The sequence below is a fragment of the Pseudomonas sp. GW821-FHT02B10 genome, from assembly GCF_059421865.1.
Genome location: NZ_JBWKVU010000005.1, coordinates 450618 through 477365, shown reverse-complemented (window position 1 = coordinate 477365; position 26748 = coordinate 450618). Strand labels below are relative to the sequence as shown.

22 protein-coding genes and 1 pseudogene are annotated in these 26748 nt (G+C 63.7%); 10 read left to right on the top strand and 13 right to left on the bottom strand.

What is annotated here, in order from left to right; genetic code table 11:
• Positions 1–205 precede the first annotated feature (205 nt).
• Positions 206–3313: a transglycosylase domain-containing protein gene (locus tag AC07VU_RS14945; RefSeq protein ID WP_274304509.1), complete on the bottom strand. Its 3108-nt coding sequence runs from the start codon at positions 3311–3313 to the stop codon at positions 206–208.
• A 580-nt stretch (positions 3314–3893) separates the two neighbouring features.
• On the opposite strand from AC07VU_RS14945, the gene AC07VU_RS14940 reads away from it, so the two are divergent.
• On the top strand, positions 3894–5315 hold the full coding sequence (locus AC07VU_RS14940) for an amino acid permease (protein WP_007923136.1): 1422 nt from the start codon (positions 3894–3896) through the stop codon (positions 5313–5315).
• Between the two features lie 122 nt (positions 5316–5437).
• Here the strand turns inward: AC07VU_RS14940 and AC07VU_RS14935 are convergent, their stop codons facing one another.
• Both AC07VU_RS14935 and AC07VU_RS14930 read right to left on the bottom strand, forming a co-directional pair.
• Entirely contained in the window at positions 5438–6037 is a 600-nt protein-coding gene (locus AC07VU_RS14935; protein ID WP_007923139.1) for a hypothetical protein, read from the bottom strand.
• A 10-nt stretch (positions 6038–6047) separates the two neighbouring features.
• Positions 6048–6644 carry a papain-like cysteine protease family protein gene (locus AC07VU_RS14930; protein ID WP_274304508.1) on the bottom strand — a complete coding sequence of 199 codons (597 nt, stop codon included), beginning with the start codon at positions 6642–6644 and terminating at the stop codon, positions 6048–6050.
• A 370-nt stretch (positions 6645–7014) separates the two neighbouring features.
• Here AC07VU_RS14930 and AC07VU_RS14925 point away from each other — a divergent pair, with 370 nt between their 5' ends.
• The 3 genes from AC07VU_RS14925 to AC07VU_RS14915 are packed head-to-tail and all read left to right on the top strand — an operon-like array spanning position 7015 to position 9837.
• The gene (locus tag AC07VU_RS14925; protein ID WP_007923142.1) at positions 7015–7389 is read left to right on the top strand and encodes a GtrA family protein; all 375 of its coding nucleotides are present in this window, start codon (positions 7015–7017) and stop codon (positions 7387–7389) included.
• The gene (locus AC07VU_RS14920) at positions 7386–8327 is read left to right on the top strand and encodes a glycosyltransferase family 2 protein (RefSeq protein ID WP_007923144.1); all 942 of its coding nucleotides are present in this window, start codon (positions 7386–7388) and stop codon (positions 8325–8327) included. Before AC07VU_RS14925 ends, AC07VU_RS14920 begins: the two co-directional genes overlap by 4 nt.
• 1 nt (position 8328) lies before the next feature.
• Positions 8329–9837, top strand: a complete 1509-nt coding sequence (locus tag AC07VU_RS14915) for a glucosyltransferase domain-containing protein (protein WP_457274767.1) — start codon at positions 8329–8331, stop codon at positions 9835–9837.
• A 22-nt stretch (positions 9838–9859) separates the two neighbouring features.
• Here the strand turns inward: AC07VU_RS14915 and AC07VU_RS14910 are convergent, their stop codons facing one another.
• The 3 genes and pseudogenes from AC07VU_RS14910 to AC07VU_RS14900 form a co-directional block, all read right to left on the bottom strand.
• Positions 9860–10144: a putative quinol monooxygenase gene (locus tag AC07VU_RS14910; protein ID WP_023967088.1), complete on the bottom strand. Its 285-nt coding sequence runs from the start codon at positions 10142–10144 to the stop codon at positions 9860–9862.
• Positions 10145–10210: 66 nt separating this feature from the next.
• Positions 10211–11830 carry an FMN-binding glutamate synthase family protein gene (locus AC07VU_RS14905; RefSeq protein WP_457274766.1) on the bottom strand — a complete coding sequence of 540 codons (1620 nt, stop codon included), beginning with the start codon at positions 11828–11830 and terminating at the stop codon, positions 10211–10213.
• 129 nt (positions 11831–11959) lie between these two features.
• Positions 11960–12121 (bottom strand): annotated as a pseudogene (locus AC07VU_RS14900) (LuxR C-terminal-related transcriptional regulator); the annotation flags it as partial.
• A gap of 133 nt (positions 12122–12254) precedes the next feature.
• Here AC07VU_RS14900 and AC07VU_RS14895 point away from each other — a divergent pair.
• The 4 genes from AC07VU_RS14895 to AC07VU_RS14880 all read left to right on the top strand — a co-directional run bounded on the left by AC07VU_RS14895 (position 12255) and on the right by AC07VU_RS14880 (position 14390).
• Positions 12255–12515 carry a type B 50S ribosomal protein L31 gene (locus AC07VU_RS14895; RefSeq protein WP_087090103.1) on the top strand — a complete coding sequence of 87 codons (261 nt, stop codon included), beginning with the start codon at positions 12255–12257 and terminating at the stop codon, positions 12513–12515.
• 225 nt (positions 12516–12740) lie between these two features.
• On the top strand, positions 12741–13175 hold the full coding sequence (locus tag AC07VU_RS14890; protein ID WP_495030074.1) for an NUDIX hydrolase: 435 nt from the start codon (positions 12741–12743) through the stop codon (positions 13173–13175).
• Positions 13176–13202: 27 nt separating this feature from the next.
• On the top strand, positions 13203–13841 hold the full coding sequence (locus tag AC07VU_RS14885) for a LysE family translocator (protein ID WP_007930534.1): 639 nt from the start codon (positions 13203–13205) through the stop codon (positions 13839–13841).
• Positions 13842–13880: 39 nt separating this feature from the next.
• Positions 13881–14390: a GNAT family N-acetyltransferase gene (locus AC07VU_RS14880; protein WP_087090106.1), complete on the top strand. Its 510-nt coding sequence runs from the start codon at positions 13881–13883 to the stop codon at positions 14388–14390.
• 32 nt (positions 14391–14422) lie between these two features.
• Here AC07VU_RS14880 and metR read toward each other — a convergent pair whose 3' ends face one another.
• A complete protein-coding gene (gene metR, locus AC07VU_RS14875; protein WP_457274764.1) occupies positions 14423–15340 on the bottom strand; it encodes a transcriptional regulator MetR in 918 nt (305 codons plus the stop codon).
• 108 nt (positions 15341–15448) lie between these two features.
• On the opposite strand from metR, the gene metE reads away from it, so the two are divergent.
• Both metE and AC07VU_RS14865 read left to right on the top strand, forming a co-directional pair.
• On the top strand, positions 15449–17761 hold the full coding sequence (gene metE, locus AC07VU_RS14870) for a 5-methyltetrahydropteroyltriglutamate--homocysteine S-methyltransferase (protein ID WP_495030073.1): 2313 nt from the start codon (positions 15449–15451) through the stop codon (positions 17759–17761).
• Between the two features lie 242 nt (positions 17762–18003).
• Positions 18004–19038, top strand: a complete 1035-nt coding sequence (locus tag AC07VU_RS14865; RefSeq protein ID WP_009045393.1) for an alpha/beta fold hydrolase — start codon at positions 18004–18006, stop codon at positions 19036–19038.
• Positions 19039–19247: 209 nt separating this feature from the next.
• Here AC07VU_RS14865 and AC07VU_RS14860 read toward each other — a convergent pair whose 3' ends face one another.
• Genes AC07VU_RS14860 through AC07VU_RS14835 form a run of 6 tightly spaced genes read right to left on the bottom strand, consistent with a single transcriptional unit; the run spans position 19248 to position 26552 of the window.
• A complete protein-coding gene (locus tag AC07VU_RS14860) occupies positions 19248–20645 on the bottom strand; it encodes a sigma-54-dependent transcriptional regulator (RefSeq protein WP_274304503.1) in 1398 nt (465 codons plus the stop codon).
• A complete protein-coding gene (locus AC07VU_RS14855) occupies positions 20642–22429 on the bottom strand; it encodes a sensor histidine kinase (RefSeq protein WP_495030072.1) in 1788 nt (595 codons plus the stop codon). Before AC07VU_RS14855 ends, AC07VU_RS14860 begins: the two co-directional genes overlap by 4 nt.
• Positions 22426–23553, bottom strand: coding sequence for a GNAT family N-acetyltransferase (locus AC07VU_RS14850; RefSeq protein WP_495030071.1), 1128 nt, complete (start codon positions 23551–23553; stop codon positions 22426–22428). The genes AC07VU_RS14855 and AC07VU_RS14850 overlap by 4 nt, the downstream gene beginning before the upstream one ends.
• 14 nt (positions 23554–23567) lie before the next feature.
• Complete coding sequence (locus tag AC07VU_RS14845; protein ID WP_495030070.1) at positions 23568–24449, bottom strand: alpha/beta hydrolase; 882 nt, start codon at positions 24447–24449, stop codon at positions 23568–23570.
• Positions 24446–25840, bottom strand: coding sequence for an aspartate aminotransferase family protein (locus AC07VU_RS14840; protein WP_274304502.1), 1395 nt, complete (start codon positions 25838–25840; stop codon positions 24446–24448). The genes AC07VU_RS14845 and AC07VU_RS14840 overlap by 4 nt, the downstream gene beginning before the upstream one ends.
• Entirely contained in the window at positions 25833–26552 is a 720-nt protein-coding gene (locus AC07VU_RS14835) for an MtnX-like HAD-IB family phosphatase (protein WP_495030069.1), read from the bottom strand. The genes AC07VU_RS14840 and AC07VU_RS14835 overlap by 8 nt, the downstream gene beginning before the upstream one ends.
• Between the last annotated feature and the right edge of the window lie 196 nt (positions 26553–26748).

The window sequence follows — 26748 nt, the reverse complement described above, 5'->3', positions numbered from 1 at the left end:
GCACCAGCCGTTTGTCGTAGAGGGCGAGAATCGAGACAGTCCGTAGCCGCTGCCGAGCCTGCGAGGCTGCGATCGAGGACGCAGTCCTCGCAAAACGGCCTCCGCAGAGATACCTGGAGCCACGGGGTTGCCCGGTTTGCGGCCGCTACGCAGCCGATCGCAGCCTCGGCAGCGGCTACAGGCGGCTACGTTGCGGGGGGAGGTTTCAGCGTTGGGCCAGGCTGCCCAGGCACTGGGTATTGCTGCCCGGTTGCAGGTACGGCGTGAGGATCGGCGCCATGCCCTTGAGCACCTGGACCGGCAAGGCCGAGGTGAACTTGAAGGCTTGCGCTGAGACGCCCGGCACATAGGCGGTCAGGGTGCCGAAGTGGTGTTCGCCGATGTAGAACACAAAGGTGGCGGTGCGGTTGATGGATTTCGAACTGAGGATCCGTCCGCCGGAGCCAATGGCCTCGATACGGTTGTCGCCGGTGCCGGTCTTGCCGCCCATGGCCAGCGGGGTGCCGTCGGCCAGCTTGAAGCTGCCGGAGAGGCGCTTGGCGGTACCGGCATCCACTACTTGCGACAGGGCGCCGCGCAGCGCCGTGGCCACTTCAGAAGGCATCACCCGCTTGCCCTCGGCCGGGTCGTTGACCAGCTTGGTTTCATACGGCGTATCGGCGGCGAAGTGCAGGCTGTCGATGCGCAGGGTCGGCATGCGCACACCGTCATTGAGAATGGTGCCGACCAGTTCGGCCAGCGCCGCGGGGCGATCGCCGGAACTGCCGATGGCGGTCGCCAGCGAGGGCACCAGGTGGTCGAACGGATAACCGACTTTCTGCCAGCGCTGATGAATGTCGAGGAACGCCTCGATCTCCAGCATGGTGCGGATGCGGCTGTCCCGCGCGCTCTTGTGCCGACTCTTGAACAACCAGCTGTAGACCTCCTGGCGCTCGAATTCGCTGGCTTTGACGATCTCGCTGAACTTGGCGTCGGGGTGGTTCAGCAGGTAGCCGAGCAGCCACAGGTCCAGCGGGTGCACCTTGGCGATGTAGCCCTGGTCGGGCAGGTCGTAGGAGCCGGGGCCGTAGCTGTAATAGAGCTTGTCCAGGCGTTCGTCGGTGAGTTTCTCGGTGAGCTTGGCGCCCTTGAGGTGCGAGCGCACGAAACTGTTGAAACTCTCCTGGCTGGCTTCCGGCAGCAGGTAGCGGTGCACGGCCGCCAGGCGGATCGGCGTCGGGTGCATGCTGTCGAGGAAGGTGTCCAGGCGCGCCTGGGTGTCCTTGTTGCGGTATTTCTTCCAGAACCGCAGGAGGAAAGAAGTGCCCTCGCGGTCGGCGAACTTGGCCAGGTATTCCTGGCGCCGCGGGTCGCCGTCGTCCTTGAGCAGGTTGGCGCTGTTGCTCGGGCCGGCGTAGGTGCTGTAGCGCACCAGGTCGCGCATCAGGCGGATGAAGGGCAGGTTGATCGACTCGCGCAGGGCGTCGCGCAGGGTCGGTATGCGGCCGTTGTCTTCCTTGCGGAAGTTATGAAAGGTGTGCAGCCCGCCGCCGGTGAAAAAACTCTCGCCGGGGCTGGCCGAGTATTTGCGGTCCAGGGCCGCCTCGAGCATTTTCGGCAGGCTGCGGTCGCTGTTCTGGATCAGGTAGTCCACGGCCCAGCGGCTCAGGCGGTCCTGTTCGGCGATCTCGACTTTCTTCAGCACCGCCGGGGTTTCGGCGCCGTACTGCTCGTACAGTTCGGCAATGATCTGCAGGTAGGTGGTCAGGACCCGCAGCTTGGCGGTGGAGCCCAACTCCAGCTTGCTGCCTTCGTTGATGTCGAAGGGCTGGTCGGTGCTGTCGGTCTGGACCCGCACCCGCGAACCGTCCGGCGTCAGCTCGAGCAGGGTGAAGCTGTAGCGCACCTGGGTGGTGCTGGTCGGTGTCAGCAGGCGTTCGCCGAGCAGACCGATCTCGGCGGCGAACACCGGGTCGGCCAGGTGCTTGAGGTACTCGGTGGCTTGGCGTTGCAGGTCGCTTTGCAGGGTGCTGGTGGCGGACAGGTCGAGGCGATCGAGGTCGTACAGCGGCCGGTTGAGCAAGCCGGCCAGGCGACTGCGGGCGACGCTGATGCCCTTGTTGGTTTCGATCGGCTGGATCGTCGGTTGCTGCACCCAGTCGCGGAAGGTGGCCTTGCTGGCCAGGGCAGCTTCGGACAGCGGCGTATCGATCACGCCATTCTGGGTCAGCAGGCGGATATGGCTGTCGGTGAGTTCGGCCAGTTCCCGGCGGCCCTTGGACAGGTAATGCGAAGGCCGGCGCTGGGCGATCATCAACGACAGCACCTGGCGCAGGGCCAGGCCGCGTTGCGCCAGGCTCTGCGGATCGCTGGCGGTGCTCGCCAGTTGCTCGTTGACCTGGGTGAAGTCGGCGCCGTACCAGACCCGCAGCCCTTCGGCCATGCCATGCACTTCACCGTGGCCGGGCACGGCCGACAGCGGCACGCTGTTGAGGTAGTCGCGAATGATGCGCCGCCGGGCCTCGAGGGTCTGCTGGCCGCCCTGGTAGGCACGCACGCTGGCAGAAATCATCTGCCGGATCTTTTCCGCGCCGGACACGGTCAGGCCGTCCGGCGAGTGCCGGTACTTTTCCAGCTGGGTCGCCAGGGTACTGCCGCCCGCCGTCTGCCCTGGCAGGTGCAGCAGCTTGGCCACTTGCGACCAGGCGGCCTTGGCGAAGCGCGGCCAGTCCACCGCCGGGTTGGCCAGGGGCTGGTCGGGGTCGAGCAACTCGCGGTTTTCGATGAACAGCAGGCTGCGCACCATCACCGGCGGGATGGCGGCAAAGTTCGAATAGAGCTGCTGTGGGTATTTGAATTGATAGAGCGGCGCCGCGCGGCAATCGGTGATCGACAACCCGGCCTGAATCTTCTCGGTATAGGGTACGAAGAAGCCGTTTTCGCTGTAGTTCATCAAGGCGGGGGAGAAGCGGGTCTGGGCCTCCACCACGTAACCGCGCTTGAGCAGGCGCGCCAGGAAATCATCGAGGGCGCTGTAGCCCAGGCGCTTGTCGAAGGGCCCGGCGCCGGGGTAGACGATGGCATCGCTGGGGCCGGGCGCCATGGAGTAGCTCAGGTCCGCGGCGAACTTGCTGAGCTCGCGCGCCTGCAGTTTCGAGGTGCGCATTTCCTTGGACGCGGCAAAGCCCAGGGCGACCAGCGCCATCAGCAGCAATAGCCAGAACAGCCGCCACCAAAGCCGGCTTGAATGGGATTTCTCAGGGATAGGCGCTTCTTCCACGCGATCAGTTGGCACTACTTTTTTACTCGAATCGGTCTGTCGCAAAGCACCCATAGTCGACTGATCCATTCACGCAGATTGATCGGACTTGTCTGAAGCTTAGACGGTGGTAGGCAATGGTGAAAAATTTGTGCGCGACCTGAAAGCATTCATCTCCCCCTGTAGGAGCGAGCTTGCTCGCGATGGTCGTCAACGATGGCTCGGTGTATCCAAAGCATCGCGGCGCCCTCGGGTTTATCGCGAGCAAGCTCGCTCCTACAGGGCATGGGCGAGGCGAAAGAAGCTTGAGATAGAGCCATCGCGACCAGTAAATAGGTCCTAGGTAGGGGCATGACGCTGCACCATGGCTGTGCAATACTCGGCGCCGTTCAAAAATGACAAACGGCGAAAATTCCAGGTAATGCCACTCGGTAAAACCCGAAAATACCGAGATTTCTCTCTAAATTTAGCTGTTTATAGAGTGAAAAAGCCTGTCGTCAGCTTTTTATACTGCACGCCCCACTGATCTTGCAGGATTTGTCCTACAAGACGTGTCGGCCCACAAGGTCGATCCAATCTGGTTGGCACGGGTTATCCGTCCGTGCCTCACAGACTCGGTGGCTCATATCCAATAACAAGATGAGGTTGTATCCCTATGCCAGTTGGCAACCACCTGCCCCAAGGCGAGACCGCTCAAGGCGGCCCGCTGAAACGCGAACTCGGCGAACGGCATATTCGCTTGATGGCGCTTGGCGCCTGTATCGGCGTCGGCCTGTTCCTCGGTTCGGCCAAGGCCATCGAAATGGCCGGCCCGGCCATCATGCTGTCCTACATTCTCGGCGGCCTGGCGATTCTGGTGATCATGCGCGCCCTCGGCGAGATGGCCGTGCATAACCCGGTCGCGGGTTCCTTCAGCCGTTACGCGCAAGACTACCTCGGCCCGCTGGCGGGCTTTCTCACCGGCTGGAACTACTGGTTCCTGTGGCTGGTGACCTGCGTCGCGGAAATCACCGCGGTGGCGGTCTACATGGGCATCTGGTTCCCCGATGTGCCGCGCTGGATCTGGGCCCTGGCGGCCCTGGTGAGCATGGGCTCGATCAACCTGATCGCGGTCAAGGCCTTCGGTGAGTTCGAGTTCTGGTTCGCCCTGATCAAGATCGTCACCATCATCGCCATGGTCATCGGTGGCGTCGGCATCATTGCCTTCGGTTTCGGCAATGACGGCGTGGCGTTGGGCATCTCCAACCTGTGGACCCACGGCGGTTTCATGCCTAACGGCGTGACCGGCGTGCTGATGTCCCTGCAGATGGTGATGTTCGCCTACCTGGGCGTGGAGATGATCGGCCTCACCGCCGGTGAAGCGCGCAACCCGCAGAAGACCATTCCCAACGCCATCGGCTCGGTGTTCTGGCGCATCCTGCTGTTCTATGTGGGCGCGCTGTTCGTGATCCTGTCGATCTACCCGTGGAACGAAATCGGCACCCAGGGCAGCCCGTTCGTGATGACCTTCGAGCGCCTGGGCATCAAGACCGCCGCCGGCATCATCAACTTCGTGGTGATCACAGCCGCGCTGTCGTCCTGCAACGGTGGCATTTTCAGCACCGGGCGTATGCTCTACAGCCTGGCGCAGAACGGCCAGGCCCCGGCCGGTTTCGCCAAGACCTCGAACAACGGCGTGCCGCGTCGCGCGCTGCTGCTGTCGATCTTCGCCTTGCTGCTGGGCGTGCTGCTCAACTACCTGGTGCCGGAGAAAGTGTTCGTCTGGGTGACCTCCATCGCCACCTTCGGTGCGATCTGGACCTGGGTGATGATCCTCCTGGCCCAGCTCAAGTTCCGCAAAGGCCTGAGCGCCTCGGAACGTGCCGGCCTGAAGTACCGCATGTGGCTGTACCCGGTCAGCTCCTACCTGGCCCTGGCGTTCCTGGTGCTGGTGGTGGGGCTGATGGCCTACTTCCCGGACACCCGCGTGGCGCTGTATGTGGGGCCGGCGTTCCTGGTGCTGCTGACGGCGCTGTTCTACCTGTTCAAGCTGCAACCGAACAATGCCCAACAGGGCGCGGTGCGTTCGGCGTCGTAACGCCATCAGGCGATAAAACCAAAAGCCCCGGTCAGTGACCGGGGCTTTTTTATGCGGGCGCTGTTTCTGCGGTTCCGGGTTTTAGTGTTGCAACCGCCCGTTCACCGCAGCCCGGTGAACGGTCAGCTCCCCAACAGCCCTGTGGTGTCCGCATCGAACGCCGCTTTCGCTTGTTGCGCGGCGGGCGCCAGCAGGGCCAGCAACGCAGCCTCGCTGTACAGCTTGGTGCTCGCCAGGTGCTTGGGCGTTGGTTCGATCGGGATCAGCACGTCTTCATCGCTGGCGTGCAGCCAGATCGCCGCGACATGCAGCGCCGAGACAAACAACACACGCAGTTCAAAGGTCCGGCCTTTGAGGTGCGGCGCCTTTTCCGCCAGGTTCAGTGCATTGACCGTGGCCGACGCCAGGGCGCCGTGGTTCAGTGACGAGAACTCGACCTGGCCGGCGACTTCCGCCAGTTGCGCGTCGGCAATCGAGACTCCGTCGCTGAATACCAGGTAATGCCAGTCCCCCAGCGTGGCCTGCTGCAGGCCTTTGCCCTGGGCCAGGTCTTCCAGGCTCAGCGAGTAGCCGCGGTAGGGCTCGGACAGGCTCACTTTGCTGGCGGTGGCCTGGGCGAATTGGCGGTTGACGCCGAAGCCTTTGCTCTGCAGGGCCGCCTGGAGAGCCGGGCGCAGTACCTGAGCGCCGTTGGCGGGTGCCTTGGGATAAGTCAGTTGCATGCTGCCCTCCTTAGTTTTTCCGGGTGAAGTAGGTGTTGGTCCAGTTGCCGCCGCCGTTGTACGAACGGGGGAAGGTGTTCAGGGCACGGGTCGAATAGCCGTAGATGGAATCCGCAATCAGCAGGTAGCTGCCGTTGGTGCCATAGATCGCCAGAAAGTGCGCGCCGCCGCCAAACCAGGCACAGCGCAGGCCAACGGGGCGTCCCATGTTGATCTGGTTTTCGATGGCCGACAGTTGGATCGAGCCCTGGCTCATGCCACCAAAACTGCGGGTGGTGCGCAGGGCCGAGTCCAGGTAGCCATACACGTTGCATGGCCCTGGCTGGTTGCAGCAGGAATTGCGCCCCAGTTCCGTGTTGGCAACCCCGCATTGAGTCCAGGAGCCGGTGCGGTAAAAGTTGCCGACCGAGGCCGACAGCGCGGCCCAGCACCAGTTGGTCTGGGTTTGCTGCTGAATGCTGAAGTTGAGGCTGGCGGCCAGGGCGGCGTGTTCCGCGCTGTCGTCGACTTCGCTCAGTCCGGCGTTGAGCAGGGTGCCGACCAGGCACTGTGGCAGTGCCTCGGCAGGACCTGTGCGGGTAAAGGGTGTGTCTTCAAGGGTTAACATTTTCATCCTCCATGAGTGAAAACAAGCGTCCAGCTTGTGTCGTTGTTGCGTGTGGCGATGCAGCGTTTTTCGCAAGCCCGTGACCGGCCTGTAGGGTTCGCCATCCTCGATGGCCTGCTCCGGTCGGGCTCAGGGGTAACCTTAGCTGTAATATGCATTGATGCAAGTTTAAATATGCATTTGTGCAATTCGTTGTGGGTAGGCAATCAGGCCAGAGAAGGCCTGGGAGGGGGCTCGCACGACAACGGCCCATGCAGGCCGGCTTGGATGCCACACGTCTGAAAGACCGCCGGATCAGCGATTTCGCCAATCGAGGGGCAGAAAAACCTGCCATACAAGTTGAGCAACATTCAACGCGGGAGAGTCACCAATGAGACTCTTATGGAAGGGAATCTCCAGATACACGGTGATCGGCATCGCCAACACCTTTATCCACTGGCTGGTGTTCTTTTTGCTGAGCCTGGTGGCGGGCCTCAGCCAGGCGCTCAGCAACCTGGCGGCCTTTTGCGTCGCGGCGTCGTTTTCTTTCTATATGAATGCGCGCTTCACCTTCGCCGCCAGGGCGTCGGTCGGCGGTTATCTGCTGTTTCTCGGGGGCATGGGGGCGCTGAGCCTGGGTGTCGGGCATGCCGGGGATGTGTGGCGGCTGCCCGGCTTGCTGACGGTGCTGGTGTTTTCCGCCCTGAGCCTGGTGGCGGGTTTTCTGTTCGCCAAGTACCTGGTGTTCCGCGAGTGTGAACGATGAAGATCTCGCTGATCGTTCCGGTCTTCAATGAAGAGCAGGCCATCGGCCTGTTTTACCAGGCGGTGCGTCGCGAGTTGCGGTTCGAGCAGGGCGAAGTCGAGATCGTGTTTATCAACGACGGCAGTTCCGACCGCACGGCCGAAGAGGTCAAGGCCTTGGCGCAGATGGACGATCAGGTGCTGCTGATCAACTTTTCACGCAACTTCGGCAAGGAACCGGCGTTGTTCGCCGGGCTGGAGCACGCCAGCGGCGATGCGGTGATTCCCATGGACGTCGACCTGCAGGACCCGATCAGCGTCATCCCACGGCTGATCGAGGAATGGCAGAAGGGTGCCGATGTGGTCCTCGCCAAACGCCGCAGGCGCACGGCCGACAGTTTTCTCAGGCGCAGCAGCGCGGCGTTGTTCTACCACCTGCTGAACCGTATCGCCTACACCCGGATCGAGGAGAACGTCGGCGACTTCCGGCTGATGGATCGCAAGGTGGTCGATGTGATCCGGACCCTGCCCGAGCATCAGCTGTTCATGAAGGGCGTCTTGTCGTGGGCCGGGTTCACCACGGTGGTGGTGGAATACGAGCGCGCCGGACGGGTGGCGGGCAAGAGCAAGTTCAATGGCTGGAAACTGTGGAACCTGGCACTGGAAGGCATCACCTCGTTCAGCACCGTGCCGTTGCGCTTGTGGACCTACATCGGTGGCGGCATCTCGATTTTCGCGGTGCTCTACGCGGTGTACATGGTCCTGGACAAGATCTTCTTCGGCAACAGCGTGCCTGGCTACCCTTCGTTGATGACCGCCATTCTGTTTCTCGGCGGCGTGCAGTTGATCGGCATCGGCATCCTCGGCGAGTACGTCGGCCGTATCTATATCGAGGCCAAGCATCGGCCGCGCTACGTGATCAAGGACGTCATCGGCGGCAAAGACCGCCTGGGGCTCTAGCATGGACAGAATGGGCAGCTTGCTCAGCGGGGAACTCGGGCGTCGCCAGGCCTGGCTGTTTTTTCTGTGCGCCACCTTGTTGTATGTGTTGCCGCTGATCCTCGCGGACTTTCCCTATATCGATGACAACTGGCGCTCGCTGTCGGCCGGCACCGCCTGGACGGAGCAGGGGCGGCTGTTTACCGAGCTGTTCTACAACGCCCTGACCTTCAGCCATTCTGCGCCGAACATCTTTCCCTTGCCGCTGCTGATCGCCACGGTCGTCATGGCCGCGGCCTTGACCAGCCTGACGTTCCATTACTATCCGCAGCCGACGGCGGCCTGCTGCCTGGTGCTGTTGCCGCTCTGGTACAACCCGTTCTTTCTGCAGAACCTGTCGTATCAATACGACGGCCCGGCCATGGCCTTGAGCCTGGTGGCGGTGATCTACGCCATCACCTATCGCAACCCGTACCGCGTGCTGCAATGGCTGGTGCCGGCCTTGCTGGTGGCGCTGGCCATCGGGCTGTATCAGATCAGCATCAATGTGTTCCTGGGTCTGTGTTGCCTGGAGGTGATCCGCGGCGCCAATGACAAGCGCGCCTGGCCGCGCTGGTGGGAAATGATCGGCTGGAAGATCGCCCAGGCGGCCCTGGGCTGGATGATCTATTGCGTCACCGCCTACCCCTTCATGGAACAGACCCGCACCTTGCTGCTGAATTGGTCGGCGCAGCCCTTGCTGCAACTGCAAGTCAACATCGCCAGGGTGCTGGAAAAAGTCGTGCTGCTGTTTCACGGCGGGTTCGCCTGGGTGTTCGCCGCGCTGGCGCTGTGCGCCCTGGCCGGTTGTGTGCGGCTGGCGGCGAACCTGTTCCAGCGGCCGGACAGCGGCCTGAAAAAAGTCGTGATGGCCCTGGTCTGCCTGCTGGCATTGCCGCTGGTGCTTGTGCTGGTGTCGGGGATCGCGCTGTTTTTCCGCGACTTCAATGAAGGCGCCCGGACCTTGATGGGCTTCGCGGTATTGTGGGTGCTGCTGTTCTATCTGAGCCACCTGGCGTTGGCGGCGCTGCATGAGCGCTTGCCACTGCTGCTGATGGTGCCGCTGCTGGCGATGCTGTCGCTGTCGTTCGCCTATGGCCGGGTGCTGACGGTGCAGAAAACCCTGGTGGCCAGCGCGCTGTCGAGTCTTGAGCGCGACATCACCAGCCACCGGCCGTTGCGCGAGGCCAAGCGCATCTATATGTCGGTGACCTATTCCGATCACTGGCTGCTGGCGGCCGCGGGGTCGTTCAAGCAGATGCCGGTGCTGCACTACCTGCTGAACATCGACTTCTTCATGCTGGCCGAGAACCTGCCCAAGGTGGGTATTACCAACGTGGTCGCGGAAAGGGAGCGGCGCAATGCGACCCTGGTCGGTTACCAGGGCTATCCACCGCTGGTGGACAGCCGCTACTACCGGATCTATCTGCTGGGCGATTACGGTTTTATCGTCATGAAGGAACCGGCGCCGATCAAGACGTTGCACTGGTGAGGCGCCGGGCTTATCCGCTGGATCAGAACTGATCCATCAGCAGCACACGGCATTCCCTGGCCTGGAAGGCGTTGATCTGTGGCACCAGGCGGGTGAAGTGCTCGGTCTGGCAATGGGCCTTGAGCGCCGCGCGGTCTGGCCATTGTTCGATAAAGATGAAGTGCCCCGGGTCTTGCTGGTCGACGAACAGGTCGTAGGCGATGCAGTCCGGCTCCTGGCGGGTTTTCTCCACCAGTTCGGCGTACCAGGGGCGCACGGTGTCGAGGTGTTCGGGCTTGATGAAATCTTCGGCGATGACTTTGAGCACTGGGGTTGCATCCTTTGCACGATGGATAGCGCCCCGCCGTTGCGGCGGGGCGCCGAGGGTGGCCGGTCAGGCCGCGGCTTCGCTGTTGGGCTCGAAGCTGTCGGCGCGCGCCAGCTGCCACATGCGCGAATAGAACTCGCCGCTGACCGCGCCGGTGAGCAATTCGCCGGGCTTGAGGAACACATGCAGCTGCGAGAACAGCTTGATCTCGGTGGCTGACATGCGCCGTACCAGGTGCTTGGCTTCCAGTTGCGAGGGGTGCTGCAGGCCGGCGGCGGCGAGCATTTCGGCCAGGGCCTTGAGGGTGTTGCGGTGGAAACTGAACACCCGTTGCGCCTTGTCCGGCACCACCAGCGCGCGCTGGCGCAGGTTGTCCTGGGTGGCGACGCCGGTCGGGCATTTGTTGGTGTGGCAGCTTTGCGACTGGATGCAGCCGATGGCGAACATGAAGCCGCGCGCCGAGTTGGCCCAGTCGGCGCCGATGGCCAGCACACTGGCGATATCGAAGGCGCTGACGATCTTGCCGCTGGCGCCGAGCTTGATCTTGTCGCGCAGGTTCAGGCCCACCAGGGTGTTGTGCACGAACAGCAGGCCTTCGCGCATCGGCGCGCCGATGTGGTCGGTGAACTCCACCGGTGCCGCGCCGGTGCCGCCTTCCTTGCCGTCGACCACGATGAAGTCGGGGAGGATGCCGGTCTCCAGCATGGCTTTGGCGATGCCCATGAACTCCCACGGGTGGCCAAGGCAGAACTTGAAGCCTACGGGCTTGCCGCCGGACAGCTCACGCAGCTGCTGGATGAAATGCATCATTTCGATCGGCGTGGAAAAGGCGCTGTGGCTCGATGGCGAGATGCAGTCCTCGCCCATGCGGATGCCGCGGGTATCGGCGATTTCCTGGGTCACCTTGTGCTTGGGCAGGATGCCGCCGTGGCCGGGCTTGGCGCCCTGGCTCATCTTGATTTCGATCATCCGCACCTGCGGGTTCTGCGCCTGCACGGCGAAGCGCTCCGGGTCGAAATGGCCGTCGCTGGTGCGGCAACCGAAGTAGCCGCTGCCCAGTTCCCAGGTCAGGTCGCCACCGTTTTCCCGGTGGTAGGGGCTGATGCTGCCTTCGCCGGTGTCATGGGCGAAGTTGCCGAGCTTGGCGCCCTGGTTGAGGGCACGGATGGCGTTGGCGCTGAGGGAGCCGAAGCTCATGGCCGAGATGTTGAACACCGAGGCCGAATAGGGCTGCTTGCACTGCGGGCCGCCGACCGTGACGCGGAAGGTGCTCGGGTCGCTCAGGGGCGCCGGGCGCATGGAATGGCCGATGAATTCGAAACCCGACTGGTAGACGTCGATCAGGGTGCCGAACGGCTTGTCGGCGCTTTCGTTCTTGGCTCGCGAATAGACCAGCGAGCGCTGGGCCCGGGAGAAGGGCAGGGCGTCGCTGTCGGACTCCAGCAGGTACTGGCGGATTTCCGGGCGGATGCCTTCCACCAGGTAGCGGATATTGCCCAGGATCGGGTAGTTGCGGCGCACCGCGTGGGGGCTTTGCAGCAGGTCGAAAATGCCCAGCAGGCTGAGCAGGAAGGTGACCAGGGTGATTGGCCAGAGCCAGTCATGTTCGAGAAAGGGCAAGCTGGCGAGGGTGAAAATCACGCAGGCAGCAAAGAAGGCGTAGCGGCTCAGGAGGGACAGGCTCATACGGTTTCCTTGGTTCGGACTCTATAGATTTCGTTTTTGGGTACTCATTCTTCTTGTGTGGCCAACGATCTTGTTGTTGTAGAGAACGGCTGTGGCGCAGCCAGTGTGCGCACATGGCAGCTTCAGACGTCAGGCATTGCGCGCCTGGAGAACAATCGAAAACAGTTCGGACCGGGACTTGATGCCCCGCGTGCCGTAGATGTGTTTCTTATGGACGTTCACGGTTTCGGCAGAGGTTTGCAGCTTACGAGCGATCTCCTTGCCGGAGCAACCGCTGAGCATCAGGTGTCCGCCCTGGTGTCAGGCGTTGACGAGGGCGATAGACGATTTGCTGCTTTCCTTATTGCAACTGGTTCTCGTTTTCATGGTTGGGTAATGTTACTGTATAACGAATTAAATCATCACCCAGCCCTCGGAGACTGCCATGAAAGCCAATATCCATCCCGCCTACCGCACCGTACTGTTCCACGACACCGCCGCGGATGTGTACTTCCTGATCGGTTCCACCGTGGACACCGACCGCACCCAGCGCCACAGCGATGGCAACACCTATCCCTATGTCACCCTCGACGTCTCCAGCGCCTCGCACCCGGTCTACACCGGCCAGCAGCGCAAGACCCAGTCCGAAGGGCGGATCGCCGGCTTCAACAAGCGTTTCGCTTCGTTCGGTTCGACCAAGGCTTGATGGCGCTGGTGGCCTTTATCGCGAGCAAGCTCGCTCCTACAAGAGACTCATAATCCTCTGTAGGAGCGAGCTTGCTCGCGATGGCGGCAGTGCGGCCTGTACAGCATCCCGGTCACCCTGCGCAAAGAGCCGGGTGTATGGAAAAAACAGCGGCCGACTGTGTCGTGACGACGCCTCGCCAGTCATGGGATCCTTGCCGCCTCGCGTAACCGATCCAGGTTTTTCATGACTCTTTCAAGCGCTACATCCCCCCTTATCCGTATCGCCGCGGCCCTGTTGATCGGCCCGGACGGCCGTACCCTGCTGGTGCGCAAGCGCGGCACCCTGGCTTTCATGCAGCCGGGCGGCAAGATCGAGCTGGACGAGTTGCCGGCCCAGGCCCTGGCTCGTGAGCTGGAAGAAGAACTCGGACTGCGGATCGCCCCGGCTGACGCCTGTTACCTGGGACGTTTTTCCGCACCGGCGGCCAACGAGCCGGGTTTTGTGGTCGAGGCCGAATTGTTTCGCCTCGATCTGGACACCGACGAGGTCCGGCCCGCGGCGGAAATCGAGGAGGTCTGCTGGATCGATCCGCAGGCTGGCGACGAGCTCACATTGGCCCCATTGACACGCGACCTGATCTTGCCGTTCTATCGCGCCTCGCAACTGGCCTCGGCCTGATTTTTCAAGGACAAAGGATTGCCCATCATGATTCCCCTTCACGACATGTTGATCTTCATCGCCGCAGCCTTGCTGATGGTGCTGACCCCCGGCCCCAACATGATCTACCTGATCTCCCGTTCGATCTGCCAGGGCCGCCGGGCAGGCGTGACCTCGCTGGTCGGCGTGGTGGCCGGTTTCTTCGTCCACCTGTTCGCCGCGGCGATCGGCCTGACCGCGGTCTTCATGGCGGTGCCGGTGGCCTATGAAGTGCTCAAGTGGGTTGGCGCCCTGTACCTGATGTGGCTGGCCTGGCAGGCCCTGAAGCCGGGCGCGCGTTCGCCGTTCGAGGCGCAGCAGTTGCCGCCGGATTCGTCACGCAAGCTGATCCTGATGGGCTTTCTCACCAGCGCCCTGAACCCGAAGATCGCGGTGTTCTACCTGTCGGTCTTTCCCCAGTTCATCAGCCCGGAACACGGTTCGGTGTTCACCCAGAGCATCATCCTCGGGCTGACCCAGATCAGCGTGAGCTTCAGCGTCAACCTGCTGATCGCGCTGTTCGCTTCGGGCATCGCCGCCTGGTTCGTGCACAATCCGCTGTGGTTGGCGACCCAACGGTATTTCATGGGCTTCGTGCTGGCCGGGCTGGCGGTGCGTCTGCTGCTGGAACAACGCCAGACGGTCTGACCGTTTCATTCACCTGCGGCCCGGGGGCTTCGACCGACCATGTCCATCCAGCGCCTCGATGCCGGTCACGCTGCTGCCTACCGCGCGCTGATGCTCGAAGCCTACGAGCATCATCCGCAGGCCTTTACTTCCAGTGTCGCCGAACGTGCGGCGATGCCCCTGAGTTGGTGGGAGTCGCGGCTGAGCAGCCCGCTGGACCTGTTGCTGGGGGCTTTCGAGGATGGCGAACTGGTGGGCATCGTCGGCCTGGCGTTCGAGGTCCGGGAAAAAGCCCGGCACAAGGCCACGCTGTTCGGCCTGTATGTGGCGCCGCCTTATCGCCACGGCGGCCTGGGTTACCGGCTGGTCCAGGCGCTGCTGCAGGAGGCGCGCAAACGCCCCGGGGTGCGGCTGGTGCAACTGACGGTCACCGCCGGCAACGACGCCGCCCTGGCGCTGTACCAACGTTGCGGTTTCGTCCAGTTCGGCCTGGAGCCGCTGGCGGTGCGGGTGGGCGTCGAGTACTTCGACAAGCTCCACCTGTGGCGTGAAGTTGTCTCCCCCCTCTGAACGTCCCCGTTCCTGCAGGCCGATGGCGCTTTTCAACGCACCGCGCTGACCCCGTCCAGGGTCGAGAACGAGGTGTCCTTGGCGGTCAGCAGGAAGTCGCGCATATAGGGCGCATCCAGCATGTCGGCGCGGATCGCCGCGTACAGCGTGGCGAACAGGCCCTTTTCCCCCAGGCGCTTGGCCTTCACATAGCCCCGCGAGCTGTATTCATGCAGCGCCCAGTGGGGCATGCCGCACACGCCACGGCCACTGGCCACCAGTTGCATCATCATCACCGTCAGCTCCGAGGTGCGGACCTGGGCCGGTTCGATGTCGGCGGGCTCCAGGAAGCGGGTGAAGATATCCAGGCGATCGCGCTCCACCGGGTAGGTGATCAGGGTTTCGCTGAGCAGGTCTTCCGGAGCGATGTAGGGCTTGCTGGCCAGGCGGTGCTGGTTGGCCACCGCCAGCATGGCTTCGTAGGTGAACAGCGGCACGTAGGTGATGCCCGCCAGCTCCAGCGGGTCGGAGGTCACCACCAGGTCCAGGTCGCCACGGGCCAGGGCCGGCAGCGGGGCGAAGGAGAAACCCGAGGCCAAATCCAGCTCGACTTCCGGCCAGGCGTCGCGGAACTGGTCGATGGTCGGCATCAGCCACTGGAAGCAGCTGTGGCATTCGATGGCCATGTGCAGGCGCCCGGCGGTACCGCCGGCCAGGCGGGAAATGTCCCGTTCGGCGGCGCGTAACAGCGGCAGGGTGGCGTCCGCCAGTTGCAGCAGGCGCAGGCCGGCGCTGGTGAAGCGCACCGGCTTGGTCTTGCGCACGAACAGCGGCATGCCCATGCGCTCTTCCAGTTCCTTGAACTGGTGGGACAGGGCGGACTGGGTCAGGTGCAGGCGTTCGGCGGCTTCGACCAGGCTGTCGGCTTCGCGCAGGGCGTGCAGGGTCTTCAGGTGACGGATTTCGAGCACCAGGGTCTCCATGAGTAAATTTTGTGATCAACACGAAAAGGTTGAGTTTGTCTCATGTTGGCTGAGCTGTCGACAATAGCGCCATCTTTTACCGGGAGGAACCCACTCATGGCCTTGGCCCACACCCTTGGTTTTCCGCGCATCGGCGCCGACCGCGAACTGAAAAAAGCCCTCGAAGCCTACTGGAAGGGCGACCTCGACCGGCAGGCGCTGCAAGACGTCGGACGCCAGCTGCGGGCCCGGCACTGGCAGCTGCAAAAGGACGCCGGCATCGACCTGCTGCCGGTGGGCGACTTTGCCTGGTACGACCAGGTGCTGACTCACTCGCTGACCTTCGGCGTGGTTCCCGAGCGCTTCGACGGCAGCCAGGACGCCCAGGGCCAGCCGACCCTCGACACTTTGTTCGCCATGGCCCGCGGTGCCTCGGCGGGCTGCTGTGGCGGCGATCACGCAAAGACCCAGTACGCCCAGGAACTGACCAAGTGGTTCGACACCAACTACCACTACCTGGTCCCGGAATTCAGCGCCGACCAGTCGTTCAAACTGAGCTGGGAACAGCTGTTCGACGAGGTCGATGAAGCTCACGCCCTGGGGCACCGGGTCAAGCCGGTGATCATCGGCCCGCTGACCTACCTGTGGCTGGGCAAGGCCAAGGGCAACGATTTCAACAAGCTCGAGCTGCTGGAACGCCTGCTGCCGGTCTACGGCGAAATCCTCAACCGCCTCAAGGCCCAGGGCGTGGAGTGGGTGCAGATCGACGAACCGATCCTGACCCTCGACCTGCCGCAGGACTGGAAGAGCGCCTTCGAGCGTGCCTACCACATCCTCCAGTACTCGCCGCTGAAAAAGCTGGTGGCCACCTACTTCAGCGGTCTGCAGGACAACCTCGGGCTGGCCGTCGGCCTGCCGGTGGACGGCCTGCACATCGACGCCGTGCGGGCGCCGGAGCAACTGACCCAGGTGCTCGACCGCCTGCCGACCTACAAGATTCTGTCCGTGGGCCTGGTCAACGGCCGTAACGTCTGGCGTTGCGAGCTGGAGCAGGCGCTGCAGCAACTGCAAGCGGCGCAGGAGCGTTTTGGCGACAACCTCTGGGTCAGCAGTTCCTGCTCCCTGTTGCACAGCCCGGTGGACCTGTCCCGGGAAGACCAGCTGGATGCCGAGCTGAAAAGCTGGCTGGCCTTTGCCGTGCAGAAATGCGGCGAGATTTCGGTGCTGCGTGACGCCCTGAACGATCCCCAGGCCCCAGCGGTGCAAGCGGCCCTGGCCGCAAGCCGCCAGGTGCAGGCCAGCCGCGCGCGGTCGCCGCGCATCCACAAGGCCGAGGTCCAGGCGCGGCTCAAGGCGGTCAGCGCCGCCGACAGCCAGCGTCATTCGCCCTTTGCCCAGCGCATTGCCCGGCAGCATGCCCGCTTGAAGCTGCCGGTGTTCCCGACCACCACCATCGGTTCGTTCCCGCAGACCGCCTCGATCCGCCTGGCCCGCCAGGCGTTCAAGCAAGGCAAGCTGTCGAACAACGATTACACCGATGCCATGCGCTGCGAAATCCGCCATGCGGTGCAGGTCCAGGAGCGCCTGGGGCTGGATGTGCTGGTGCACGGCGAGGCCGAACGCAACGACATGGTCGAATACTTCGCCGAGCAACTGGACGGCTACCTGTTCACCCGCTTCGGCTGGGTGCAGAGCTACGGTTCGCGCTGCGTAAAACCGGCGGTGATCTACGGCGACCTGAGCCGTCCGCGGGCCATGACTGTTGATTGGATCACCTACGCCCAGAGCCTGACCGACAAGGTGATGAAGGGCATGCTCACCGGGCCGGTGACCATGCTGATGTGGTCCTTCCCCCGCGAGGACGTGCCGCGTGAAGTACAGGCGCGGCAACTGGCGCTGGCCCTGCGCGATGAGGTGGTGGACCTGGAAAAGGCCGGGATCAAGATCGTGCAGATCGACGAGGCGGCGTTCCGTGAGGGCCTGCCGCTGCGCCGGGCGGACTGGCAGCCGTACCTGGACTGGGCGGTGGAAGCCTTCCGCCTGACCGCCTCTGGAGTGCGCGACGACACCCAGATCCACACCCACATGTGCTACAGCGAGTTCAACGACGTGATCCAGGCCATCGCGGCCATGGATGCCGACGTGATCACCATCGAGACATCGCGTTCGGACATGGAGTTGCTGGAGGCCTTCGAAGCCTTCGACTACCCGAACGACATCGGCCCGGGGGTGTATGACATCCACTCGCCGCGGGTGCCGGACACTGCCGAGATGGTCAAGCTGATGAGCAAGGCGGTCAAACGCATTCCCGCCGAGCGCTTGTGGGTCAACCCGGACTGCGGCCTGAAGACCCGCGCCTGGCCGGAAACCGAAGCCGCGCTGGTCAATATGGTCGCCGCCGCCCGTCAGTTGCGTAACCAGCAGGCCTGAATGCACCCATAGCCCCTGTAGCCGCTGCCGAAGGCTGCGAAAAGGACCGAAGGGCCTTCAGCGGATTCAAGATCGCTGCGTCCCTTCGGGCCGATCGCAGCCTGCGGTAGCGGCTACAGGAATCCCCATGAAAACGACCGCTGGGCAATCTTCATCAAACTGTCACGTAACTGTGGCAGCGCGCTCGATCAAAGTTCATCAGACTCGCGCTCTACTGGGCTTCTGCGTTTCGGTGTTTCTTCATGTGGGCAAGATTTTTTTCAACGACTGTTTTCCTGGCCGCGCTGTTGCTCGGTCTGCCGTCTCAGGCGGCGTCTCGCTGTGATGTCAACGTACCGACCCAACGGGTCGAACTGGAGCAGGTGAGCCTGGCCTACCAGAGTATCGGCCGTGCCTCAGATCCGGCCCTGCTGCTGGTGATGGGCCTGGGCGGGCAACTGATCCACTGGCCGGACGAAGTGGTCGTTGCCCTGTGCCAGCAGGGTTTTCGGGTGATCCGTTACGACAACCGCGACGTCGGCCTGTCCACCTGGCGCCAGGCGCCGGTCAGCGCCAACCTGACGTTCGAGGTGTTGCGCTACAAGCTCGGTCTGCCGGTGGCCGCGCCCTACAGCCTGACCGACATGGCCGACGACGCCCTGGGCCTGATGAATGCCCTGCAGGTCGAGCAGTTCCATGTCCTGGGCGCGAGCATGGGCGGGATGATCGCCCAGCACCTGGCGGCCATGGCGCCGCAGCGGGTCGAGAGCCTGACCCTGATCATGACCAGCTCCGGCGCCGAAGGCCTGCCGGCGCCCAATGCGGCGCTGGTGCAACTGTTGTCGCGGCGCGGCGCGCCGAACCGTGAGGTGGCGCTGGAGCAACAGGCCGATCTGCTGGCCGCCCTCGGCAGCCCGCAGGTCACCGACGATCGGCAGGCGCTGCTGCATCAGGCGGCGGAGGCCTATGACCGGGCCTTCAATCCGGAAGGGGTGAAGCGCCAGATCATGGCGATTCTCGCCGAACCGAGCCGGGTGGCCCTGCTCAACCAGCTGCGGGTGCCGACCCTGGTGGTGCATGGCACCGCCGATCCGCTGTTGCCGGTGATGCACGGCGTGCACCTGGCGGCGCATATCCAGGGCAGCCAGCTGAAGCTGATTCCGGGCCTGGCCCATCGTTTCCAGGAAGCCTTCAAGGCGCCGTTGCTGGCGGCGGTGTTGCCGTACCTGCAACGCCATCGCGAAGACACTTCGCACTGGGCGCAGATCGATCCGCTGCCTGCGCCGAATCTCCTTTGAGCTGATGCTCATGTAGGAGCGAAGCTTGCTCGCGATGAACGATAACGCGGTCTACTGGTGGACCGCGGCGTCTGAATCGCGAGCAAGCTTCGCTCCTACAGGCCGGTGGCGAGCTTGGCTTCTGTAGGAGCCAGGCTTGCCAGCGATGGAGGCAACGCGGTGAGTCTGAAATATCGCCATCGCCATCGCGGGCAACAGGCTTTGGCGACTCAGCGGACGATCTTGTCGACCTGGATCCCGAGTTTCTTCAGGCGGTACCAGAAGCTGCGCTCGGAAATGCCGATCAGCTGCGCGGCGGCGGCTTGCACGCCGTTGCTCTGTTGCAGGGCGGCGAGGATGTAGGCCTTCTCCACTTCGGCCAGGGCCGAGTCCAGGTCGCTGGGCACGCTGAGGCTGTCGGCGGGCAGGGCACTGGCTCCGGCGTTCATCGGCGGTGAGCTGAACAGATAACCCGGCAGGTCGCTTTCTTCGATCACCGCGCCCGCGGCGACTATGGTCGCGCGTTCGACGCAGTTCTGCAGTTCGCGGATATTGCCCGGCCAGGCGTAATTGGCCATGGCCTGCAGGGCCTGCGGGCTGAAGCCGGTGATGCGTTTGCCGGCGGTGGCGCCCAGGGTGTGGGCGAAGTGCCGGGCCAGGGGCGCGATATCCTCGACCCGCTCGCGCAGGGCGGGCAGGGGGATCGGGAAGACATTGAGGCGGTAATACAGGTCTTCGCGAAACTCCTTGTTGGCCACCGCTTCCAGCAGGTTCTTGTTGGTGGCGGCGATCACCCGCACATCGACCTTGCGCTCGCGCGGGTCGCCCACCGGCTCGATCACCCGCTCCTGCAAGGCACGCAGGATCTTCGCCTGCAGGGCCAGGGGCATGTCGCCGACCTCATCGAGGAACAGCGTGCCCTTGTCCGCCTGCTGAAAGCGCCCGACCCGGTCGGCCACGGCGCCGGTGAAGGCGCCCTTGCGATGGCCGAACATTTCGCTTTCCAGCAGGCCTTCGGGGATCGCCGCGCAGTTGACCGCGACAAAGGGTTTGTTGGCGCGGTTGCCGTGCTGGTGGATGGCCCGGGCGACCATCTCCTTGCCGGTGCCGCTTTCGCCGGTCAGCAGGATGGTGGCGTTGCTTTCGCGCACCGAGTCCACCGCTTGCAGGACCCGGCGGAAGGTCGGGCTGTCGCCCACCAGGCTGTCGATCTGCCGGTGCTCGTCGAGCTCGGCGCGCATGCGCTGGTTGTCTTTGAGGATGTCGCGAAACTGCAGGGCCTTGCTGACGGTGATGTCCAGCTCGTCGATGTCGAAGGGCTTGGCGATGTAGTCATAGGCGCCGTTGCGCATCGACTGCACGGCATTTTTCACCGTGCTGTAGGCGGTCATGACGATCACCGGGATCTGCGGGTAGCGCTGCTTGACCTCGGCCAGCAGCTGAGGGCCGTCCATGCCGGGCATGCGCCAGTCGCTGATCACCAGGTCGATCTCTTCCTGCTCCAGTACCTTGAGCGCATGCAGGCCATTGCCGGCGGTGAACACCTGGATACCGTCCTGGCTCAGCGCCGAGGACAGCAGGTCGCAAAGCTTGGGCTCGTCGTCGACCACCAGCAGGTTATGCGTCATGGCTGGGCCTTTTGCTCGTCTTGATCATCTTCGTCGTCCTCACCTTTGGCCGGAATGTACAGGCTGAAGGTGGCGCCGGCATCTATTTCGCTGCTGCATTCGATGTGCCCGTCATGGTTTTCCATGATCGAGAACACCTTGGCCAGGCCCAGCCCGGTGCCCGAGGCCTTGGTGGTGACGAAGGGGGTGAAGATGCGTTCGAGCATGTCCGGCTCGATGCCCTGGCCGGTGTCGGCGACCCGCAGGATGGTGTGCTCGGCGTCCTGGGCGATGCCCAGGGTCAGGCGCCCGCCGGCGGGCATGGCGTCGATGGCGTTGAGGATCAGGTTCAGGCAGGCCTGCTTGAGCTGGCGGGCGTCGGCGTACAGGGTCGCGCCCGGCGCCTGGTCGTCGATTTGCGCGTCGATCTTGTGGCTGGCCAGTTCCGGCTCGCAGAAGCCGATCAGCTCCTCCACCAGCGGCCGCGCCAGCAGGGTCGAGCGGATCGGCGCGCTGGGTTTGGCGAAGTCGAGGAAATCGGTGATCAGGTCGTTGATCCGGCTGACTTCGCTGATCACGTATTCCAGGTGGCGCTTGTCGCCTTCGGGCAGGTCCGCGCGGCGGTGCAGCAGTTGGGTGGCGGTCTTGATGATGCCCAAAGGGTTGCGGATTTCGTGGGCCAGGCCCATGGCCACTTCGCCCAGGGCGTGCAGGCGATCGCGGCGGCGCAACTGGGCTTCCAGGTGCTGCAGTTCGCCCAGGCGTTCGCTCATATGGTTGAAGGTACTGCTCAGTTCCGCCAACTCGTCGCCGCCAATCACCGGCACGCGTTGCCGGTAGTCGCCGGCGATCACCGCCTGGACCCCCTTGGACAAGCCGCGCAGGGGCATGGTCAGGCGTTTCGACACCAGCCAGCCGACGGCCAGCGACGCCGCCGAGCTGAGCAGGAAGATCAGGATGAACAGGTTGCTCTGGTTGACCAGCCCCACCAGGCTGCTGTGGCGCAGCAGGCCGCTGAAAATCACCCCCACCAGCTCGCCGCTGTCGTTGAAGATCGGCCGGTACAGCCCGCTGTAGCGGCTGGTGAACTGCTCGGTGGGTTGGCGGGTGTCGCGCAGGATGTTCTCGATCTTTTCCGGCACCTGGGTCGGGTGGTCCTCGAAACGCTGGGTGGCGAAGATCTCGGCGAAGTCGTTGGCCTTGGCGAGGTACAGGCGCAGGTCGAGGGAATGCACGTCGGCCACGCTGGTGAGGAAGCTGGCGTCCAGGTAGGTGGCGATCAGCAGCTGGTAGTCGATGCCGTCGAGGGTGGTCTGGAAGGTCGAGACCACCGCGCCGGTGGCCACACCGCCGACCTGCAGGGTCTGCAGCACGGCGTTGTGGGCCAGGCTGACCTGCCCGACGATGTCGTCGGCGGCGGTGCTGAACACCACCTGCTGGTCGCGCTTGCGGATCAGCGCCACCACATCGATGCCCATGGAGTCGGCGATGTCGGCGGTGAGCTTGTCGTGCCTGGCCGCGTTGCGGTCGGTGGGCGGCCTGGCATAACGCAGGAACAGCTGGGCGATGCGCGCGTTGTCGCGCAGGGTCTCGGTGATTTCGTCCTCGACGATCTTGGTCGACTCCTGCAGCCAGATGCGCACGTTGCTGTCGAAGATCTGCGACAGGGTGGTGGCCGCCAGCTCCGCGGCGATCATGGTGGGGATCACGCTGACCATCCAGAACGCCAGCACCAGCTTGCGCTGCAGGCTCCAGCGGGAGATGGCGAAAGGGCGAGGGGCGCGGCGGCGGTCTTTTCTGGTCATGAACTTTCGCTTAGTGCAGCAGCCATGGCGGGGTCGGTGCGATCCGGCCGGAGAACATATTTCAGCCCTTTGAGCAGGGTGTCGAGCAGCGGGTTGCGATGCTGGAAAAACAGGCTGTTGCCGGTGAAGGTACAGCCCAGGCGCAGCTTGCTGGCATAACCGGCCTGGCCACATTCGTAGAGCGCGATCCGGTGCTGGATACAGTAGTCGACATTGGCCATCCAGCTGCGCAAATACAGGTTGTGCTCACGACTGATATCCAGGTCGTGGGCGAAGAATTTGTCGATCAGTCGGTGCTCGTCCAGCAGCACCAGGTTGAAGGCCACCAGTTGGTCGTCGACCCAGTACAGCACGCAGGCGGCCCGTTCCCCCAACTGCTGGAGGATACCGGTGAAATAGGGCGCGGGTAAGCGTTCGAATTGCAGTTCGCTGCGCCGCAGGGTGGCTTCGTACAGGCGCATGACCTCGGGCAGCACATCGTCGATGTTGTGTCGCCATTCGATTCGCAGCCCGGGCGCGCGCAACTTGCGGCGCAGGTCCTTGCGCGTGGACTTGCCCAGGGTGCCGAGGTAGGCATCCAGCGAGCCGAAGGGCACCGGCAACAGGGCGCTGGGCAGGCTGGGCATGGCTTGCAGGCCGAACGCCTGGCAGCTGGCGGCCCATTGCCGATCCTGGCTGGCGGCATCCTTGACCGCCAGCAGGCCGATGCCCTGGGCGTCGGCGTCGCGCCGGGCCAGGTGCAGCAGTTGCGCCAGCAAGGCCTGGCGGCGCACCGCGGGGATATGGCTGGCAGTGCCGGCGTGGCACTGTTCGGCCACCGGCGAACCGATGGCGTACAGGCGCAGTTGCAGCAGCCCAGGCCACCAGCGTTGCAGGCGTTCGCTCAGGCGCTTGGCCGGGCCCGAGACGGTGGTGTCCAGGCGATAGCAGGTGGTGAAGGCCGGGGCGACGGCCACCAGCCTCGAATCTTCGAACACTGCCAGATAGCGCCAGCTGAAGCCCTCGATGCCGGCGTTCTGTACCGCCAGGTAATAATCCCAATCTTCCAGGGCGCCGGGAAAACAGTCGTTCCAGGCGTTGCGGTCGATGGCCTGGATGCTCGAAAAGACTTGGCTGGTGATCACGTGCGGTCCTTGAGTCAGGCGAACTGGCGCAGGTCGTCGTACGCCACGGGCCGCGGGCCTGCCTGCCTTTCGATGAAGTCCGCGCTCAACTCCACCACCCGGCGGTACTGCAGGTCGACGGTGATCATGTGGTAGCAGTTGTCGAGCAGTACCTTGACCACCGGGCCGCCGAGCTTGCGCTCGACATAGTCGGCGTTCCAGCGGCTGGTGATGTCGTCCTCGATGGAGTGCAGCACCAGGGCCGGGGTGGTGATCGACGGCATGCGTTTTTTCACCACCGCGTTCATCCGGTGCAGTTCGCGCACAGTCACCCCTTCCATGGTCAGCAGGCCGGCACTGCTGCTTTCGCCGGCCTTCATCTGCCGCTCGACCACCGCCCGCAGGCGCTTGTTCTTGATGCCGTACGGCGGCTTCTCCTCGAAGCTGCAGATGTGCACGCCGAACGGGATCTTCATCAGCAGCGGGGTGAGGAACGCCAGCTTGTTGATGCTCCAGCCGTCGTACTTGAGGGTGGTCGAATACATCAGCAGGCCGCTGACCTGGCCCGGGTGTTCCGAGGCCAGGTACATGGACATGACGGCGCCCATCGACAGGCCGCCGACGAACACCTGCCGGTGGCGGCGACGGATGCCGACGAAGGTCCGGCGCACGCCCTCGTACCAGTCCTGCCAGCCGGTGGCCTGCAGGTCGGCGTTGTTGCCGCAGTGCCCGGCCAGGGTCGGCACGTACACCGTGCACCCCGCGTTGGCCAGGCCGACGGCCACCCGACGCAGTTCCGTCGGGGTGCCGGTGAGGCCGTGGATCAACAACACCGCGACCTCGCCACTGCCGAGCACGAACCCGGCATCGCCCTGGCCCAGGTCGATGCCTTCGTCCAGATCGATCGGTGCGCTCATCGCTTCATGGCCCGGTCCAGCAGACGGTCGAGCAGGGCGATGCCGAGGTCGATCTCCGCGTAGCTGATTTCCAGCGAGGGGGCCAGGGTGATGACGTTCTTGTAGTAGCCGCCCACATCGAGAATCAGCCCCAGGCGCTGGCCGTTGATTTCGATGTCGCCCTTCATGCCTTCCTCGACCATGTAGTCCAGGGTCGCCTTGTCCGGGGTGAAACCGTCGCTGGTGCAGATCTCGCAGCGCAGCGCCAGGCCCAGGCCGTCGACGTCGCCGATGATCGGGTAGCGCTTCTGCAGGTCTTGCAATCCGGCCAGGAAGTACTTGCCCTTGTCCATGACCATCGCGCCGTAGTCGATCTCGCTGGTCATCTTGAACATTTCCAGGCCCACCGCGGTGCCCAGCGGGTTGGAGGCGAAGGTGGAGTGGGTCGAACCCGGCGGGAACACCTTGGGGTTGATCAGTTCTTCGCGGGCCCAGATGCCGCCCAGGGGATTGAGGCCGTTGGTCAGGGCCTTGCCGAAGACGATCACGTCCGGCTTGACGTCGAAGTGCTCGATCGACCACAGCTTGCCGGTGCGGTAGAAGCCCATCTGGATCTCGTCGACCACCATCAGGATGCCGTGCTGGTCGAGCACGTGCTTGAGCTCGCTGTAGAAGTTCATCGGCGGGATCACGTAGCCGCCTGTGCCCTGGATCGGCTCGACGTAGAAGGCGGCGTATTCGCTCTGGCCGACTTTCGGGTCCCAGACGCCGTTGTATTCAGTCTCGAACAGTCGGGCGAACTGCTGCACGCAGTGGCTGCCGTACTCTTCCTTGGTCATGCCCTTGGGGCCGCGGAAGTGGTAGGGGAAGGGAATGAAGTTGGCGCGCTCGCCGAAGTGGCCGTAGCGGCGACGGTAGCGGTAGCTGGAGGTGATCGACGAGGCACCGAGGGTGCGGCCGTGGTAGCCGCCCTCGAAAGCGAACATCAGGCTCTTGCCGTTGGTGGCGTTGCGCACGACTTTCAGCGAGTCCTCCACCGACTGCGAACCGCCGACGTTAAAGTGCACGCGGCCGTCGAGGCCGAATTTCTTCTTGGCATCGACCGCGATCATTTCCGAGAGCTCGATCTTGCCCTTGTGCAGGTACTGGCTGGCAATCTGCGGCAGGCTGTCGATCTGTTGCTTGAGGGCATTGTTCAGGCGCGGGTTGGCATAGCCGAAGTTCACCGCCGAGTACCACATCTGCAGGTCGAGGTAGGCCTGGTCGCTGGTGTCCCAGACGTAGGAGCCCTCGCAGCGGCTGAAGATCCGTGGCGGCTCGATGTAGTGGACGGTGTCGCCGTAGGAGCAGTACTTGGCTTCTTTTTCCAGAAGCACCTGGTCTTCGGCGGTCGCGATACGAATGTCAGACATGATGGAAGAGTTCCTGAGTGTGTACGGAGTGTTCGGTGGTGTTGTCGAGGGTGAAGGTGCCGGCGTTGGCCGCTTCGTTGGGCAACAGCGCCAGCAGTGCCGGCAGTTCGGCGAAGGAGTCGAAGGTCGCGTGGGGAATGGCGTGGCGTTGGCAGTACTCGGCCAGGCGGCCCTTGGCGAACACGAAGTCGGCGCTGGCGGCCACGCACATGTCGGACTGGCCGTCGCCGATCACCAGCACCCGCTTGCCCTTGGGCGTGGATTTGCATTTGCAGTTGCCGGACGCGGCGCGGCAGGCGTCGCTGGAATGCGGGAAGTCGATGCGCCAGCTGCGCTGGTCGACCTGGCGCAGACGGTTGGCGAGGATCGGCAGCAGGCTCACGTAGTGGCGCGCGAGGATTCGCGCGATGCCTTGCTCGATGCCGTCGCTGACCACTTCCAGGGACGCGCCCAGGCCGATCACGTGATCGACGAAGTCGGGGAAGTCGGGATCGATCTCGACGCTGTCGAAGCAGGCCAGCAATTCGGCGGGCGAGGCCTTGACCAGCGCCAGTTGGCGGCTGAGGCATTCCCGGGAGCCGATATGGCCATCCAGCCATTGTTGCTCGATGTCTTCCCAGCTCGGGTCGGCGAAGCGTTGGAGGATGTTGTCGATCACGTCGGTGCGGGTGATGGTCCCGTCGAAGTCACACACGATATGCCAGTGCATCATCTGCAGTTACCTGTTGTAGAGGAGCGCACTTTGCGCATGCCAGGCACTGGAGCAGGGACTGTGCCAAGTGGCTCAAGCCCAGGCGGGCCGGGCTTTGCGCGGGAACAAGGCGTTGGATGGGCGGGTTGGAGCTACAAATTTTGTAGCTCGCTACAAACAACATCAGTGCTTGCAGGGAGGGGGCACGGTGGTGATT